Raw genomic sequence first — 18,090 nt, 5'->3', positions numbered from 1 at the left:
CCTTATAATATAAATTATTATTTAACCATTTTAGCAGAAATAAGAGCTTTTGCAATTAAATCTTTCTTTTTATACATATTAATCTCTACCTTACAAAAACTTCTTCCCATATCAATTATCTCTGAACATATATTTATAACACTATCCATTTGAACTGGTTTCATAAAGTATGTCATTACACTATCTACAGTAATATTTATATTGTTTTTATGTCTTAATGTCATAATTCCTATAGTCGATAATAGCATATTTAACGAACTCCATGAAGCAGTTCCTAATTGATCAAGCATTTCTGGTATTATTTTACCTGTAAAATCCATCTTATTATCTTTAGCCTCATACCTAAAATTTTTAAGTATTAAATCTTCTAATGTTTCTCCAACTTGAGGTTGTCTAGATGCATATTGAAGCGCTTTTATAACATCTTGTCGCCCAACAACTCCTATTAGTTTTTTTCCTTCTACTACAGGACAAAGCTCAATATCTTCCCAACCCATAATATGTGCAGTATAAGATACTGTAGTCTTTGGAGTAACCGTAATAGGTTCCTTAGACATCAATTTTCCTATTGTAATATCATCATTACCATCATTAGGTAAATCTTTTATAGTTACAATTCCTACTACATTCATTTGAGAATCTACTACTGGATATCTTTGATGTTTTACTTGTTTAATCATCTTTTTTAATTTTTCTACATTATCATCAATTTTTAAATATTTTATGTTTCCCTTCATAATATCTTCAACAAGAATAATATCTTTTTTTATTAAGCTTTCTGATATAGCTTTATTTATAATACTTGCAACCGTAAAACTATCATAAGTTGTTGATATTATAGGAAGATGCTTTTCATCTCCTAATTTTTTTATTGAATCACTACACTTTAAACCGCCTGTTATTAAAACAGCACATTCATTTTCTAAAGCAACCTTTTGTATATCTTCTCTATTTCCTACAATAAGTAAAGAACCGGGATCAATATATTTCATAGCTTCATTTAGTTGCATTCCACCCATTATAAACTTTTTTAATCTCTTATGTATACCATCCTTACCTCCAATTAAAGTACCATCTACAATACTAACAACTTCGGCATAACTTAAAGACTCTATATTCTTTTTTTGAACTTTTTCAATTCTTACAGTACCAACTCTTGGTATAGTAGATACAATCCCTAAGGATTCTGCATCTTTTATTGCTCTATATGCTGTTCCATCACTTACTTTAAGTTCATTTGCTATACTTCTCACTGATATCTTAGTTCCAACATTTAAATTGGATATGTACTTTATTATTTCTTGATGCTTAGTCATATATATACCTACTTTCCTTCTTTTCTTAATTCCTCTGCTATCTTTTCTATTCTTCTAAGCCTATGATTAACTCCAGATTTTCCAACTGGTGGTTCGAGCATTTGTCCTAGTTCTTTTAAAGATTCATTAGGATATTCTAATCTAAGTTCTGCAATTTCTCTCAAGTTTTTAGGTAACCTTTGAAAACCTATTTCATGTTGAATAAGTTTTATACTTTCAATTTGCCTAACTGCTGCATTAACTGTCTTACTTAAATTAGCAGTTTCACAATTAACTAATCTATTTATATTATTCCTCATTTCTTTCATTATTCTAACATTTTCAAGTTCTAATAAAGATTCATGAGCTCCTATTATATTAAGTAAATCAACAATTTGTTCTCCTTCTTTTATATAGATAACATAGCTACTTTTTCTTTGAATAACTTTTGAATTTAAACCATAAGTATTAATAAGATTGCTGAATTCATTAGCATAATCTTCATGATGAGTAACAAATTCTAAATGATAAGTTTTCTCAGGGTTGCTTATACTTCCACCGCCTAAAAAAACACCTCTTATAAATAACCTTTTACATGTATCTGTAGGAATAACTTTATCTAAAATACTGTATTCCAATAAAATCATGTCGTTTTCTTCACCTAATACTCCAACTTCATTTAGTAATTCTTTGGCTCCCATTTCGTGTGATATCATAACCAAATAAATATTATTCTTTTTCAATGAATTACTTTTTTTAACAAAAAGCTTTGCATGAATATTAAAATGTTCTTTTAACAATTTAAACACAAGTCTTGCAATAGCCGGATTTTCTGTAGTTATTCTAAAGTTAATTTTTTTATCTCCACCAAATCCTAAAGTGCCGCTCACCTTCATTATCCCTGATAGCAAAGCAGTAGCTTCCTGTTTAGTAAATTCTACATATCTACAAATCTCATTCTTTACTTTTGAAGAAAATGACATATTGCTTCTACTCCTTACATTTCTTTTTTTCTTTTATTCTTTGAGACAAATAAAAATATTCTATTATCTTCTTTTTGTCATATAGTAATTTTTTATCCATGATTATTTCCATTAACAATTTAGCCAATTTATCTGGATCATGTCTGATAAATCCTTTATTTATAGTTATAAAGTCTCCTTCTACAACTTTTACATTTAATTTATTAATTTTATCTTCATCTACTACTACTTGTTTTGCATTTTGTTCCAAATATTTTTCTTTCAATTTATTGTCTATTATTTCAGTATTAGTTGCTACATAGTCTATTATTCCATGCCCACAATGACTATATATAGCTTGAATATGCTCTGCAACCCCGTAACCATCTGTTTCACCTTCTTGAGTCATAATATTGGAAATATATATTTTTATCGCTTTACTCTTTTTCAAAGCTTTGCCAATATCTTTAACTAGAAGGTTAGGTATTACACTAGTATAGAGACTCCCTGGCCCCAAAATCACTGCATCCGCTTCATTTATTGCATCTACTGCCTCTTGAAGCGCTTTCGCATCCTCTGGTTCAATAAAAAGTCTTTTTATTTTGCTCTTCTGTGTTATACATTGTTTAGGAATATTAGATTCACCTTCTACTATAACACCATTCTCTAATTCAGCCTTTAATATCATATCATCTAGAGTAACTGGTAAAACTCTTCCCGTTACAGCAAGAACAGAACTCATTTTTTGAACAGCTTCTTCAAAATTATTAGATACACCATCCATAGCAGCTAAAAATAAATTTCCAAAACTTTGATTTTTTAAATTCCCATCCTTAAATCTATATTGTAGTAGCTCCTCCATTAAAGGTTCTGTATCAGCTAAAGCTAGTATACAGTTTCTAATATCACCTGGAGGAAGTATTCCTAACTCCTCTCTTAAACTTCCAGAACTTCCTCCATCATCTCCAACTGTTACTATAGCTGTAATATTAGAAGTATAATATTTAATACCTCGTAGCATTGTTGAAAGCCCCGTTCCTCCACCTATAGCAACAACTTTAGGACCTTTTACTAATAATCTTTTTTCATATATTAAATTTTCTAGCTTATTAGAATCTAATGATATACTTAAATATCCTTTATTAATCAAGGACATTATTGAATGTATTCCCTGTGCAATTGAAATATATAATATAAAAATGCCACAAATTATTAGGAAAATATAAAAAAATGTGTATTTTGTATTTAAATCTGTTCTATTAAAAAATTCTACCGCAGCAAAAACTATAAACAAAATCCCCATGGCTCCAAGTGCAATCCACCTTTTAACCCTTATATTTGGTTTAAGCCATTGTATTAGTTTCATAATTTTATTCCACCTTTTTTCATATCTTCATTAATATCTCTATGCTCTTTAGTTACTTTATGATCCTTATCAAGTAACTTATCATAAATAGCATTTGTAATAGCAACAGAACGATGTCTTCCTCCAGTACAACCTATACCTATTATAAGCTGCCTTTTTCCCTCTTTTATATAGTTAGGTATTAAAAATTCAAGCATGTCAGATAATTTTTCAATAAATTTGTTAGTCTCTTTAAAACTTAAAACATAATCCCTAACTTGTTTATCATTACCTGAAAACTCTTTCAAATCTGGTATATAAAACGGATTTGGTAAAAATCTTACATCAAAAACTAAATCTGCATCTACAGGTATTCCATATTTAAATCCAAAAGATAAAACTGTTATCATGAGATTTTCTATCTGATCTTCATCTGCATATATTCTTGATATCCTATCCCTCAATTGTCTTGTAGACATATTAGATGTATCTATTATATTTGTAGCTTTATTTTTTACCTCTTCAAGCCTTTTCCTTTCAAGCTCTATGCCTTGAAGTATTCTACCCTCTGGAGCTAATGGATGTTTTCTTCTTGATTCTTTATATCTTTTTACAAGAACCTTATCACTTGCATCTAAAAATAATATTTCATATTCATATTGATTTTCTTTTAAATATTTCAAGTTTTCAAAAAGATCATCAAAAAATTCTCCACCTCTTATATCTATAACAAGAGCAATTTTATCTATTTTTCCATCTGTTTGATAGCATGCTTCTGCAAATTTAGCCATCAAAGTTGGTGGTAAATTATCTATACAAAAATATCCTAGATCCTCTAAACTTTTAATTGCTTGGCTTTTACCAGCTCCTGATAACCCTGTAACAATAACAAATCTCATAACCATTCCTCCTGTATTAATACAGCTTTATTTTTTTATTATAACACGAATTTATAATAAAATGTGTACTTACTTTATAGCTTGTACCATTTTTCCAACGTAAAAAGAGGCAAAATTCAGCTTTGCTGGTTTCTACCTCTTTGATATTATGGTTAAAATTTAAGTTCTATCATACTAAACTAAATCTGTTGTTTTTTCCATTAAATTTATAGCTAAACTATTTAATTCTTGTATAAAAGCAGAAATTTCTTCTATAGTACCTACTTGAGTTTGAAAAGAATCATTGCTTTTATTAATTTTTTCTGTAACTGACTCTATTGAGTTTCTAATCCCTTCAAGTCTGTCTGATATTTCTTTTGCAGAATCTCTACTTGATACTGCTAGCTTTCTTATTTCCGTAGCTACCACTCCAAAACCTTTTCCGAATTCACCCGCCCTTGAAGACTCTATAGAAGCGTTTAATCCTAATAAATTAGTTTGTTTAGCTACATTTGAAATAATATTTACTATCTCATTAGTACCTTTAGCTCTTTCGTTAGTATTAATTATCTGAGCTAATATATCATTAGTTCCTGCTGCTACTTCTTGTACATTAGTAGAAACTTCAGAAACTGCTTCTGTTAAATGTTGTATACTATTGAATATAGTATCTGTATATCCTTTTATTTCTTCTTGCAAATGTAGACTTTTTGCAATTGCCACACTTCCTATAACATTATGTTTTTCATCAAATACAGGGAAAGCAAATGTCTTAACAGCTATCCCCATAGCTTCTTTAGGAGTAATTTTTTCTAAACTTGCTCCTTTTTCCATACATTCATACGCTATCATTGTTTTAGGGATCTTCATTCCTGGTTCCATTTTAGCATTTATAACTTGGTTATTATAAAATTTTAAACACTTCTCTCTATCATAGATACCATATACTGTGTCTCCACCAATTGCCTTTTTCATAATGGGAATCATTTGTTCGAAAGATTTTACAAAATCATTTTCCATTAAATCATAATTTTCATCATATCCTGCATAATTTTCCATACACAACACCCCAAACCCTAATTGAATAATTTTGTTAATTAATAGTATTATCCCATATTTCTTAAAAAAAGTACACATCCTTTGTAAGAAATGTGTACTTTAGTAAATATTTCTTATTCTATTTTATCTTCTCCAATTACTCTAACTTCTGGAGCTAATTCTACATTGAACTTTTCTTTAACAACTTTTTCAACAATTTCTATTAAGTCAAGTATGTCTTTTGCAGTTGCATTTCCTTTATTAATTATAAAACCAGAATGCTTAATTGATACTTCTGCTCCTCCTACATTTGTTCCTTTTAATCCACTATCTTCTATAAGTTTGGCAGCAAAATGTCCCTCTGGTCTTTTAAAAGTACTTCCTGCTGATGGATACTCTAAAGGCTGTTTTTCTCTTCTTCTTCTGTTTAGATCATCCATTCTATTCTTAATAGTATCATAATCACCTTTTTCTAACTTGAAAGTTGCTTCAAGAACAATATAGTCATACTTAAGTATAGCACTGTGCCTGTAGCTTAGCTCTAGTTCATCCTTTGAAAGTTCTCTTATAATTCCATCTTTATTCATTACTACAGCACTTTCAATTACTTGAGATACTTCACCATTATAAGCTCCAGCATTCATGGCTACAGCTCCACCTATACTTCCAGGTATTCCACTTGCGAACTCCAATCCTTTTAACGTTTCTTTCAATGCTGCTTTTGAAACCAAAGAAAGAAGTGCTCCGCTTTGAGCTTTTATTCTTTGCCCAATCACCTGAACTAATTTCAGTTCTGAAAGGTTTATTATTATACCTCTGAACCCTCCATCCTTAACTATTAAGTTTGAACCATTACCTATTATAAAATAAGGTATACTATTCTTTTTACATAAATTTATAACATTTGCTACTTGTTCATAGTTTCTAGGTATAACCATAAAATCTGCAGGTCCGCCTACTTTAAATGAAGTATAATTTTTCATAGGTTCGTTTACTTTAATATAGTCATTACCTAAAACATTTTTTAAATAATTAATTACATCCCTACTCTGTACCATGTGATTCTCCTTAATGATTATTAAGATATGTAATTAGTATAATGGATATTTAACCATCTAATCAAGTTTTATATCCTTTATTTTTCCTTTATCTTTTAAATATCTAATTAATTTTTTCTCATCTGTATTAATTATTAGCTCTTCTGGCATTCTAATATCCCTCATAACTTCTTCCAATTTATCAAATTTACCTATTGAAAAACACATATGAGAATCACTTCCCAATATAACCTTTGTTCCGTATTCTTTACATAATTGTGCTATCTTAATACATATAGGTTCACTTCCTAATCGAGAAGTCTTAAAAGAACTATTATTTAGTTCAATTAAAATATTTTTTTCTTTTGCTTTCTTTACAATTTCTTCTTCATATATAGGATAATTAGGATTACCAGAATGCCCAATAATGTCTATATAAGCATTATCCATAGCATTAAGAAAAGCTTCTGTATTTTCCTCTGCAGTCCCTGGCTCAATACAAGGCTCATGTAAACTAGCTATAACTATATCAAGCTCTTTTAATATGTTTTCCGGGACATCTGTGTTCCCATTACGATCTATAATATTAACTTCACAACCATATAACATTTTAACTCCATATATATCTCTTGGCAAAACCTTATAGTTACCAAAATACCATATATGAGGTGCTGCGGGCATATTAGGACCATGTTCCGTTGTTCCTAAAAGCTTTAATCCGATTTCAGAAGCGTACTTTGCATTTTCTAGCAAAGTACTATACGCATGCCCACTAACTATTGTATGAGTATGAACATCAAGAACATATTTCATGTTATCACCTCATTCACTTATTTTTATGAAAATAATCTATTATGCTCTTTGCTGATTTTTCATTAATTGATTCTGTATCCAACAATTCATTATAAGAGGCTTTTCTTATATTTTCAATACTTCCAAACTTCTTTAATAATTCTTTTCTCCTTTTTGCACCTATATTAGGTATTTCTTCTAAAACAGAATGCAATATTCTTTTATCTCTTAAACTTCTATGATATGTAATAGCAAATCTGTGAACTTCATCTTGAATTCTAGTTACTAAATTCATAGCAGAAGAATTAGTACTAATTTTCAATTCCTTATTATTATATACTATACCTCTAGTTTTGTGTTTATCATCTTTTACCATTCCACATACAGGTATGTTTATCCCATATTTGTCCAAGACCTCTAATGCCACATTAACCTGACCTTTACCACCATCCATAAGAATAACATCAGGAAATATACTAAATTTTACTCCACTGAGTTCAAGTCTTCTTTGTTGTATATCTCTTATTTCTTTAATTCCATGTTCAAACCTTCTAGTTAATATTTCTCTCATACTATCATAATCGTTAGCGCCTTTAACAGACTGTATTTTAAATCTTCTATAATCGCTATTTTTAGGCTTCCCATTTTCAAAAACTACCATTGTTCCTACAGAGTCAACTCCCTGTATATTAGAAATATCATAAGCTTCTATTCTATGAGGAATTTCATCAAGCTTCAGTAATTCTGCTAATTCTTTAAGAGCTCCTTCATAAAATTCCTTTTCTCTTTTTAACTTTAATTTAAATTGTTCTAAAGTTATCTTAGCATTTTCTTCTACCATATTTAATAAGTTTATTTTTTCTCCCCTTTTAGGAACTTTAATTTGTACTAACGATCCTTTTTTATAAGACAACCACTTTTCTAATAGTTCCAAATCCTTTCCATCAGGAACATATATTGTTTTGGGTATAAAAGCTGTTCCTCCATAAAAATCTTTTATAAAATCACAAACTATATCCCTTCTATTATCCAAAATATTATTTTCTAAAATAAAATGTTCTCTTCCTATTATTTTACCATTTCTAATAAAAAATACCTGGCAACACCAATCTTCTCCATCCCCATACAAATTTATAAAATCCTCGTTATTAAAGTTACTTAAAATAATTTTTTGTCTTTCTCTTATTGTCTCAATAGCTTTAATTTTATCTCTGATTGCCGCGGCCTTTTCAAACATTAAATTAGTTGCTGCTTCATTCATATCATTATTTAAAGTTTTTATAACATCGTTACCTTTTCCAGTCAATAAGTCTATTATATCTTGAATCATTTCCATATAATTTTGTTTATCTATATAACCAGCACAAGGAGCTTTACATAAATTTATATGATAGTTCAAACAAGGTTTCCCTTTTTCTTCTTTTTCTTTAATCACTTTTCTACACGTTCGTATCGGGAAAATTTTTTTTAAAAGTTCTATAGTTTCATGAACTGCTGATACATCAGGATACGGTCCAAAATATTTAGCTCCATCTTTAGCTCTTATTCTAGTTACGAATACCCTTGGGAAATCCTCATTTATAGTAATCTTTATAAATGGATAATGTTTATCATCTTTTAGCAAAATATTATATCTAGGTCTATATTTCTTTATCAAATTACATTCTAAAATAAGAGCCTCAATCTCTGAATCTGTAACAATATATTCAAACTCTGCTATATTCTTAACCATAGCTTTAACTTTGCTAGTATGGTTTTTGGAATTTTGAAAGTATTGTCTAACTCTATTTTTAAGAAGTTTTGCTTTACCAACATATATAACTTCACCTAGATTATTTTTCATCAAATATACTCCAGGTCTATCTGGTAACATCTTAAGCTGATAATCAAAATCAAACACATTAAAACTCCTTTCAATATTCCTTGTCATAAAATTCCTGGCAATCTATATATAGTATATACAATACCTATAATCATTAAAAAATCTTCAAGTAAATTTCCACTTTTTGAACTTACCTTATAAGTTAGAGGGAACTTATACTTCTTTTTAATAAATGGATAAAATAATGGCACTCCCATCTTAGTACACATATCACATATCAAATGCATTCCATATCCAATCATAAAATAGTATACCACATTATTTACATGATAAACTTTACCTATATATCCCGCTATTAAAGTGAAAATAATCATTCCTACAAGACTATGAGTTAATCCATTTCTATGTGAAGATAGTGAAATAAATATAAATGTAATTCCTAAGGCTTTCAAAGCAGGCTCTCCTACATATAAATAATCAAGCCAAAGAACTGTTAGCCCAAGACATGAATATATAACAGTTTTAGTTTTTTTATTTTTAAAAGGTAATATATATTTGTTTATAATACTTTTTGGATGATCTATGTCTGGAATTAAAGAAGCAAACATTACCATAATAAGCCCTATAGCATTAAATTTTCCAGGAACTTTGTCGCATATTAGTAGAAAAGCACTTGCTCCAATACCAGCATGAGTTTTACCCTTCATATTATCTCCTTTATATTTAAAATAGCATAAAAAAAGCCAAGATTCGATTAATTATCTTGACTTAATTATACCATCATAAGTAAAAAAAGAAACATATGTTCAATATAATTGTTTGATTTTTCCTTATTTATTTACTTTTTAAATAAAATTTCATTATTTCCCCGGCAATTTCCGCCGCTTTTCCTCCTCCTACTCCACCATTTTCTACAATAACTGCTACTGCCACTTGTGGATCTTTGTAAGGGGCAAATCCTACAAACCAAGAATGAGGTTTTTTATTTCCTAATTCATTATCAGCTGTACCTGTTTTACCGCATACAGTCACATCATCGATTGAAGCCTTCCCACCTGTACCTTTTTCTACTACATCTTTCATAAACTCTTTAATTATAACTGCATTTTCTTTCGTTGTTATTTGCCCTAAACTCTCTGAAGATGATTTTTTAATTCTCTGTCCTTTATCATTTAAAACATCTTTGACTAAAATAGGCTTCATCATTACTCCATCATTAGCTATAGCTGATGTAACTAATGCCATTTGTAATGGGCTTACCAAAACACTAGCTTGACCTATAGCACTTTGAGCAATATTACCTTTTTCATAATTTTTTAAAGTAGGAAATCTTCCATTTTTTACGCTAAAATCTTTTATTGGAATATCCTTATTAAAATAAAATTTTTCTGCTGTAGTACGTAATTTATCATTACCTAATTCTAAACCTATAGTTCCAAAAACTACATTACTTGAGTGTGTAAAAGCCTCATTAAAGTTTATATTTCCTAAAACTTCTCCGTTGTAATTTTTTAAAGATTCCTTAGAATTAAACACTATTTTACCTTCATCTTGAAAAGTTTTTTGTTTTATACCATTAATATTCTCAAGTGCACTAACGGCAGTAATTACCTTAAAAACAGATCCTGGTGGATATAATCCATAAGTGGCCCTATTGTATAAAGGCTTACTTTCACTTGAACTTATATTTTTCCACTGTTCTTCAAGCTTATTTGGATCATAGGAAGGCTTTGATACAAGTGAAATTACCTCTCCATTCTTAGGATTTAGTAATACTACAGCTCCTCTTTGATCTCCTAATAAATCATAAGCTTTTTTCTGTACCTCTGAGTTTAAGGTCGTTCTTAAATCGTGTCCAACCTTCTCAGTTTCTTCATTAAAAAATTTAAAAACTTTAGAAATATCCATGGTGTCTAACCCTGTTAATTCTTTATCATATTGCTTTTCCAAACCAGTTATACCATATTGGGGACTAACATATCCCAAAACATTTGCAAAAATTTCACCATATGCATATGTTCTTTCCTGGTTTAACTTGCTAATTTTTTTACTTTTTGCAAGAGGTTTCATATTTACATCATAAATAGTTCCTCTCAATACTTCATTTCTTTTTGCCTGTAATCTCTTATTGTACTGACTTGACGAAATTTCTTCTGCTTTAAATATTTGAAAATATGTTATATATGATATTATACCTATAAAACATACTAAGAAAACTACAAGAACATTTTTAATATTTTTAGAAATATTATTATTTGGAATGTTACTCAACGTTCGTTGCCTCCTCAGAAATTTTTTGTAGTACACCTAATGCAATAAAGGTAGTAAGCATAGAACTTCCTCCATAGCTTATAAGAGGCAATGTTATACCTGTAAGTGGAATTAAATTTGTAACACCACCAATTATAACAAGAACCTGAGATGCTATCATGGCAGAATATCCTACAGCTACAAGAGCAGAAAATTTATTATCTGTATATACTGCTGCTCTCATACATCTATAAAATAATAAAAAGTATAGGATTATTACAGCAAATCCCATTAAGCCTCCCATTTCTTCACATAATACTGCAAAAATAAAATCTGTTGTATTTACAGGAATAAATTCAGGATGTCCAAGCCCTAATCCTGTTCCAAATAAACCTCCTGACGCAATAGCAATCATAGATTGAACAATCTGATAACCTTTGCCAGTAGCATAACTCCAAACATCTCTCCATATTAAAAATCTTACTCTAACATGTGAAAATAATTTATAACTTATAACAGAACCTACAGCAAATAATCCAAAACAAGCACCTACATATTTTACTTTTGAAGTAGCAATATACAACATAGTTACAGACATCCCAAAGAATATCAAAGCTGATCCTAAATCTCTCTGTAATACCATGAAGCCAAGAGAAACCATGACTGCTATAGCTGGTACAATAAGATCTTTAGACTTTTCATATTTTTCTAACGCTGCTGCTAGATAAACAACAAGAGATAGTTTTGCAAATTCAGAAGGCTGAAATCCATATCCACCAATAAATATCCAGTTTTTGGCTCCAGACTTAGTTTTTCCAAGTAGCGTTCCCATCGACATTAAAGCTATCGTAATAATTAAGTACCCCCATTTCCATTTGCTAAATCTTTTCAAATCAGGCAGTACAACTACTATAATTATAAATAACGTTATACCTACTACAAACCATACCACTTGTTTAACTGCCTCCATAGGTTTTATTCTATATAATACAACCAATCCTATAACAGTTAATATACAAGCAAAAATCTGAATATATTTATCTCCATCAGGGAAAAATTTTCTAATTATAAAATGTGCATAAGTTATAAGCCCACACACTACCAATGCTACTATAATAGCAGTTTTATCGAATCGTTCCTTTGGCCAATTAAGTATACTTAAATTAGTAAAACATAGTAAACAGAATATATAAGTATATAATAAAAGTTTTTTCTCCTCTCTATTACCTTTCATAAAGCTTTACTCCAATCCTTGAAAACTCAGATATTTTAACTAAGCAATAACCCTAAATAAATATTCACCAATCATTATTTCATCCCCAGCCTTTAAATATGTTGGCTTTTCTATAAGTTTATCATTCACAATAGTACCATTGGTACTATTTAAATCTTCTATAAAAAACTCATTATTCTTAACATAAATTTTCGCATGTTGCCCTGAAATATACTGATTGTGAAGTACAAGTAGATTATCCTCTCTTCTGCCTATAGAAAGTATATTATGAATAGGAATAAGAGAACCTACTTTTAAATTTTTATTTCCTTGTCCTATTTGAACCACTTCGAGCCCAAAAACTTTAGAACTTTTTCTCTTTCTATTTCCTCCTTTAATATCCTTGTACATTATTTTTAATGCCCAAAAGATAATTATATATATTACCAAAATAATCAAAACTCTTAAAACAAGTTTTATTAAAGGCATACCCATCACCTTCTCATTCTAATCTAAATTTACACTTAACTAATTTATTAAAGACTAGCACATGTAATATGCTAGCCTACTTATACTTCTTATATATTATAACATGTTTTTTATATAATATCCTGTATAGGAATTATTATTTTGTGATATTTCTTCTGGAGTTCCTGTACATACTACAGTTCCTCCTTTGTCTCCTCCATCTGGTCCTAAATCAATTATATAATCAGCACATTTTATAACATCTAAATTATGTTCAATAACTACAACTGTATTACCACCCTCAACTAGTCTTTGAAGTATAGTTATAAGTCTGTTTACATCATCTACATGTAATCCTGTTGTAGGTTCATCTAAAATATATAAGGTTTTTCCTGTACTTCTTTTAGATAATTCACTTGCTAATTTAATTCTCTGTGCCTCTCCTCCTGAAAGTTGAGTAGATGGCTGTCCAAGTCTTATGTATCCTAATCCTACATCCATAAGTGTTTGAAGTTTATTCTTGATTCTAGGAATATTAGAAAAGAACTCTAATGCTTCTTCTACTGTCAAATTTAATACATCATCAATATTCTTGCCTTTATATTTTATTTCTAAAGTTTCTCTATTGTACCTCTTTCCTTTACAAACTTCACAAGGTACATAAACATCAGATAAAAATTGCATCTCTATTTTTATTATACCATCTCCATGACAAGATTCACATCTTCCACCTTTTACATTGAAACTAAATCTTCCTGGCTTATATCCCCTCATTCTAGCTTCTGGAGTATTAGAAAACAATTCTCTTATCATATCAAATACACCTGTATAAGTTGCTGGATTAGATCTTGGAGTTCTTCCTATAGGACTTTGATCTATATTTATTATCTTATCTATATTCTCCCAACCTATTATGTCCTTATGAACTCCTGGTATTGCTTTAGACTTATTAATTTTTTTATTTAACCCTTTATAAAGTATTTCATTGACTAAAGTACTCTTTCCTGAACCTGATACACCTGTTACTGTTGTTAATACACCTAAAGGAAACTGAACCCCTATATTTTTCAAGTTGTTTTCATTAGCTTGTAAAATTTTTATTGTTTTGCCATTTCCTTTTCTTCTTGAAGCTGGTACTAACACCTCTTTTTCTCCTCTTAAATACTGACCTGTTATGGACCCCTTACATTTCTTTATATCTTCTAAGTCTCCAGCTACAATAATTTCTCCACCATGTTCTCCTGCTCTTGGTCCTATGTCTACAATAAAATCTGCTTCTTTTATGGTATCCTCATCATGCTCTACAACTACAAGAGTATTACCTAAATCTCTTAAATGCTTTAAGGTAGCTATTAATCTATCATTATCTCTTTGATGAAGTCCTATACTTGGTTCATCTAGTATATATAAAACTCCTACTAATCTAGACCCTATTTGGCTTGCAAGTCTTATTCTCTGTGATTCTCCTCCAGACAATGTTCCAGCTTTTCTGTTTAAATTCAAATAGTCAAGTCCTACATCCATAAGAAATTTAAGTCTGCTTTTTATTTCTTTTAATATCTGATTAGCTATTATGGTATTTTTCTCTGATAAATTTAGATTTTCTAAAAAAATAAACTCCTCTTTTATAGCCATATTGGAAAATTCAAATATATTCTTATCTCCTACAGTAACTCCTAAAGCTTCATCTTTTAATCTTGCACCTTTGCATTTTGGACAAGGTGTATCACTCATGTACTGCTCAATTTGTCTTTTTATATAGTCTGAGTTAGTCTCCATATATCTTCTTCTTAAATTATTGATTATTCCTTCGTATTTATGGTTATAAACTCCTTTTTTATCTTCTTTTACATACTCTACAATTATTTTATCCCCACCTAATCCATATAAAATAATATCAAGTACATTTCTAGACAAATCCTTTATAGGAGTATTAATGTCAAATTTATATTCCTTTGATAGAGATTTTAATATACTAAAGGTCCATGAATCTTGCTTTAATGAGCCTTCTCCTAAAGAAATTATAGCTCCTTCCATAATACTCTTTGATTTATCTGGTATTACTAGATCTTCATCAATTTCCATTAAACTTCCAATTCCATCACATTTATCACATCTACCAAAAGGAGAGTTAAAAGAAAATAATCTTGGAGCTAATTCATCTATACTTATGCCACATTCAGGACAAGCAAAATTTTCGCTAAATAAGATGTCTTCTCCATTTATAACACTTATTATTACTTGCCCCTCTCCTATTTTTAATGCCGTTTCTATAGACTCTGTAAGTCTACTACTTATTCCTTCTTTTATTATTAATCTATCTACGATTGCCTCTATACTATGTTTTTTATTTTTATCTAATTTTATTTCTTCTTCCTGAAGATCATATATTTCTCCATCTATTCTAGCTCTTACAAATCCATTTTTCTTAATATTTTCAAGGGTTTTAATATGTTGCCCTTTACGCCCCTTAATTATAGGAGCTAATACCTGAATTTTAGTTCTTTCTTCCAATTGCAAAACTTTATCTACAATAATATCAACACTCTGCTGAGTTATCTCTTTCCCACATTTAGGACAATGAGGCACTCCTACTCTGGCATATAAAAGCCTTAAGTAATCATAAATTTCTGTAACAGTGCCAACTGTGGATCTTGGGTTTCTGCTAGTAGTTTTTTGATCAATAGAAATAGCTGGTGATAGACCTTCTATGTAATCTACATCTGGTTTATCCATCTGTCCTAAAAACTGTCTTGCATAAGCAGATAAAGACTCCACATATCTTCTTTGCCCTTCCGCATACAAAGTGTCAAAAGCCAGAGATGATTTACCTGATCCAGACAATCCAGTAAAAACAACTAACTTATCTCTAGGTATTTCAAGATCTACATTCTTCAAATTATGTACCTTAGCACCTTTTATATATATACTATCCCTCATAGGTTCATTATTCTCCTTTCTCATTTTCGTAAAATTATATATCTTTCACATTAAAGTTATTTTCATGTATTACAGCTGATTTTTTAGCTCTAATATCTTATCCCTTAATTTAGCTGCTTTTTCAAATTGTAATTCTTGCGCAGCTTCTTTCATTTCTTCTTCAAATTTATCTATAAGTTTTTCTATATCATTTTTACTAAGTTTTTCTTCTATCTTAGAAGCCCTATACTTTTCTTCTGTTTCACTCACTTTTGTATTTTGTATAACTTCTCTTATTTCTTTTAAAATTGTCTTAGGTACTATTCCATGTTCTTCATTATATTTTATCTGTATTCCTCTTCTTCTGTTAGTTTCCTTTATAGCTTTATCCATAGCTTTAGTAATAGTATCTCCATACATAATAACTTTACTTTCCGAATTTCTTGCTGCTCTTCCTATAGTCTGTATAAGTGAAGTTTCAGACCTAAGGAATCCTTCTTTGTCTGCATCCAATATTGCTACTAAAGCAACTTCTGGAATATCAAGCCCTTCCCTTAATAGATTGATTCCTACAAGTACATCAAACTCACCTTTTCTTAAGTCTCTTATTATTTCCATTCTCTTAATAGTGTCAATACTAGAATGTAGATAATTTGTCTTTATCCCCATTTCTTTTAAATAATCAGTCAAATCCTCTGCCATCTTTTTAGTTAATGTAGTTACAAGTACTCTAAATCCTTTTTCTATAGTTTTTCTAATATTTCCATATAAATCATCAATCTGTCCATGTATAGGTTTAACTATTATCTCAGGATCTAAAAGCCCAGTAGGTCTTATTACCTGTTCTGCCACATTTGTTGAATATTCTAATTCATACTGAGCAGGAGTAGCACTTACAAATACTGTTTGATTCAATTTAGTCTCAAACTCTTCAAATTTAAGTGGTCTATTATCATAAGCGCTTGGAAGTCTAAAACCGTATTCTACGAGATTATTCTTTCTTGATCTATCTCCTCCATACATTGCTCTTACTTGTGGAAGAGTAACATGACTTTCATCAATAAAAAGCAAGTAATCTTCTGGAAAATAATCAAGCAAAGTTTGAGGTGGAGTCCCTGACTCTCTTCCATCTAAAATTCTCGAGTAATTTTCTATACCGCTACAATATCCTACTTCTCTCATCATTTCAATATCGAAGTTTGTCCTTTGTTTTACTCTCTGAGCCTCAAGAAGTTTTTCTTCTGAAACTAATTCTTTTACCCTTATTTCCAGTTCATCTTCAATCTTTTTTATAGCCTTCTCTAGCTTATCTTTAGAAGTTGCAAAGTGAGAAGCTGGGAATATAGATATATGCTTTCTTGATGAAATAGCATCTCCGGTAAGAACATCAAATTCTCTGATTTTATCTATTTCATCTCCAAAAAACTCTACTCTTATTCCTAAATTAGTTGATGAAGCTGGGAAAATATCTAAAGTATCTCCTTTAGCTCTAAAAGTACCTCTCACAAAATTTATTTCATTTCTCTCATATTGTATATCAACTAGCTGTCTCATGACTTCATCTCTATCTTTTTCCATTCCTTCTCTTAAAGATACAGTAAGTTTCTTATATTCTTCTGGATTACCAAGACCATATATGCATGAAACAGATGCTACTACTATAACATCTCTTCTTTCAAGCAATGCTGAAGTTGCAGAATGTCTTAGTTTATCTATTTCGTCATTTATAGATGCATCTTTTTCTATAAAAGTATCTGTTTGAGGTACATATGCTTCTGGTTGATAATAATCATAATACGATACAAAATACTCAACACAATTTTCCGGAAAAAATTCTTTAAATTCGGAACATAACTGAGCTGCTAAAGTCTTGTTATGAGCTAAAACTAAAGTTGGTTTTTGTACTTTTTCTATAATATTAGCCATAGTAAAAGTTTTACCTGAGCCTGTTATTCCAAGGAGTGTTTGGAATTTTTCTTTTTTTAAAATTCCTTCTGATATGCTTTCTATAGCTTTAGGTTGATCTCCAGTAGGTTTAAATTTTGAATTTATCTTAAAATTACTCATTATA

General features: G+C 29.8%; 14 protein-coding genes. All 14 read right to left on the bottom strand.

Going from position 1 to position 18,090, the window contains the following annotated elements; all coding sequences use genetic code 11:
- Positions 1–17: 17 nt before the first annotated feature.
- Positions 18–1,316 carry a DRTGG domain-containing protein gene (locus OW729_RS02955; RefSeq protein WP_268059945.1) on the bottom strand — a complete coding sequence of 433 codons (1,299 nt, stop codon included), beginning with the start codon at positions 1,314–1,316 and terminating at the stop codon, positions 18–20.
- 8 nt (positions 1,317–1,324) lie between these two features.
- Positions 1,325–2,278, bottom strand: coding sequence for a DNA-binding protein WhiA (gene whiA / locus OW729_RS02950; protein ID WP_268059944.1), 954 nt, complete (start codon positions 2,276–2,278; stop codon positions 1,325–1,327).
- A 7-nt stretch (positions 2,279–2,285) separates the two neighbouring features.
- On the bottom strand, positions 2,286–3,623 hold the full coding sequence (gene yvcK, locus OW729_RS02945; RefSeq protein ID WP_268059943.1) for a uridine diphosphate-N-acetylglucosamine-binding protein YvcK: 1,338 nt from the start codon (positions 3,621–3,623) through the stop codon (positions 2,286–2,288).
- Positions 3,620–4,501, bottom strand: a complete 882-nt coding sequence (gene rapZ / locus OW729_RS02940; RefSeq protein ID WP_268059942.1) for an RNase adapter RapZ — start codon at positions 4,499–4,501, stop codon at positions 3,620–3,622. The genes yvcK and rapZ overlap by 4 nt, the downstream gene beginning before the upstream one ends.
- Before the next feature lie 174 nt (positions 4,502–4,675).
- Positions 4,676–5,539 carry a methyl-accepting chemotaxis protein gene (locus OW729_RS02935; RefSeq protein WP_326498348.1) on the bottom strand — a complete coding sequence of 288 codons (864 nt, stop codon included), beginning with the start codon at positions 5,537–5,539 and terminating at the stop codon, positions 4,676–4,678.
- Positions 5,540–5,652: 113 nt separating this feature from the next.
- Positions 5,653–6,576, bottom strand: a complete 924-nt coding sequence (gene murB / locus OW729_RS02930; protein WP_268059941.1) for a UDP-N-acetylmuramate dehydrogenase — start codon at positions 6,574–6,576, stop codon at positions 5,653–5,655.
- A gap of 57 nt (positions 6,577–6,633) precedes the next feature.
- Positions 6,634–7,368, bottom strand: a complete 735-nt coding sequence (locus tag OW729_RS02925) for a phosphatase (RefSeq protein WP_268059940.1) — start codon at positions 7,366–7,368, stop codon at positions 6,634–6,636.
- Positions 7,369–7,381: 13 nt separating this feature from the next.
- A complete protein-coding gene (gene uvrC, locus OW729_RS02920) occupies positions 7,382–9,247 on the bottom strand; it encodes an excinuclease ABC subunit UvrC (RefSeq protein ID WP_268059939.1) in 1,866 nt (621 codons plus the stop codon).
- 26 nt (positions 9,248–9,273) lie between these two features.
- Positions 9,274–9,876 carry a metal-dependent hydrolase gene (locus OW729_RS02915; RefSeq protein WP_268059938.1) on the bottom strand — a complete coding sequence of 201 codons (603 nt, stop codon included), beginning with the start codon at positions 9,874–9,876 and terminating at the stop codon, positions 9,274–9,276.
- Positions 9,877–10,003: 127 nt separating this feature from the next.
- Positions 10,004–11,440, bottom strand: a complete 1,437-nt coding sequence (locus tag OW729_RS02910) for a peptidoglycan D,D-transpeptidase FtsI family protein (protein WP_268059937.1) — start codon at positions 11,438–11,440, stop codon at positions 10,004–10,006.
- Entirely contained in the window at positions 11,433–12,653 is a 1,221-nt protein-coding gene (locus tag OW729_RS02905; protein ID WP_268059936.1) for an FtsW/RodA/SpoVE family cell cycle protein, read from the bottom strand. The genes OW729_RS02910 and OW729_RS02905 overlap by 8 nt, the downstream gene beginning before the upstream one ends.
- Before the next feature lie 39 nt (positions 12,654–12,692).
- On the bottom strand, positions 12,693–13,127 hold the full coding sequence (locus tag OW729_RS02900; RefSeq protein WP_268059935.1) for an FHA domain-containing protein: 435 nt from the start codon (positions 13,125–13,127) through the stop codon (positions 12,693–12,695).
- 90 nt (positions 13,128–13,217) lie between these two features.
- The gene (gene uvrA, locus OW729_RS02895; RefSeq protein ID WP_268059934.1) at positions 13,218–16,040 is read right to left on the bottom strand and encodes an excinuclease ABC subunit UvrA; all 2,823 of its coding nucleotides are present in this window, start codon (positions 16,038–16,040) and stop codon (positions 13,218–13,220) included.
- A gap of 69 nt (positions 16,041–16,109) precedes the next feature.
- Positions 16,110–18,086 carry an excinuclease ABC subunit UvrB gene (uvrB, locus tag OW729_RS02890; RefSeq protein WP_268059933.1) on the bottom strand — a complete coding sequence of 659 codons (1,977 nt, stop codon included), beginning with the start codon at positions 18,084–18,086 and terminating at the stop codon, positions 16,110–16,112.
- Positions 18,087–18,090: the final 4 nt, after the last annotated feature.

This window comes from Clostridium brassicae (assembly GCF_026738875.1).
Lineage (GTDB): Bacteria > Bacillota > Clostridia > Clostridiales > Clostridiaceae > Clostridium_H > Clostridium_H brassicae.
This window is presented reverse-complemented; position numbering and strand designations above follow the sequence as displayed.

Bases quoted from the DNA above. Each gene is read 5' to 3' on its own strand.
- OW729_RS02955 (WP_268059945.1), bottom strand. From the start codon at position 1,316: ATGACTAAGCATCAAGAAATAATAAAGTACATATCCAATTTAAATGTT.
- whiA (WP_268059944.1), bottom strand. From the start codon at position 2,278: ATGTCATTTTCTTCAAAAGTAAAGAATGAGATTTGTAGATATGTAGAA.
- yvcK (WP_268059943.1), bottom strand. From the start codon at position 3,623: ATGAAACTAATACAATGGCTTAAACCAAATATAAGGGTTAAAAGGTGG.
- rapZ (WP_268059942.1), bottom strand. From the start codon at position 4,501: ATGAGATTTGTTATTGTTACAGGGTTATCAGGAGCTGGTAAAAGCCAA.
- OW729_RS02935 (WP_326498348.1), bottom strand. From the start codon at position 5,539: ATGGAAAATTATGCAGGATATGATGAAAATTATGATTTAATGGAAAAT.
- murB (WP_268059941.1), bottom strand. From the start codon at position 6,576: ATGGTACAGAGTAGGGATGTAATTAATTATTTAAAAAATGTTTTAGGT.
- OW729_RS02925 (WP_268059940.1), bottom strand. From the start codon at position 7,368: ATGAAATATGTTCTTGATGTTCATACTCATACAATAGTTAGTGGGCAT.
- OW729_RS02915 (WP_268059938.1), bottom strand. From the start codon at position 9,876: ATGAAGGGTAAAACTCATGCTGGTATTGGAGCAAGTGCTTTTCTACTA.
- OW729_RS02905 (WP_268059936.1), bottom strand. From the start codon at position 12,653: ATGAAAGGTAATAGAGAGGAGAAAAAACTTTTATTATATACTTATATA.
- OW729_RS02900 (WP_268059935.1), bottom strand. From the start codon at position 13,127: ATGGGTATGCCTTTAATAAAACTTGTTTTAAGAGTTTTGATTATTTTG.
- uvrA (WP_268059934.1), bottom strand. From the start codon at position 16,040: ATGAGGGATAGTATATATATAAAAGGTGCTAAGGTACATAATTTGAAG.
- uvrB (WP_268059933.1), bottom strand. From the start codon at position 18,086: ATGAGTAATTTTAAGATAAATTCAAAATTTAAACCTACTGGAGATCAA.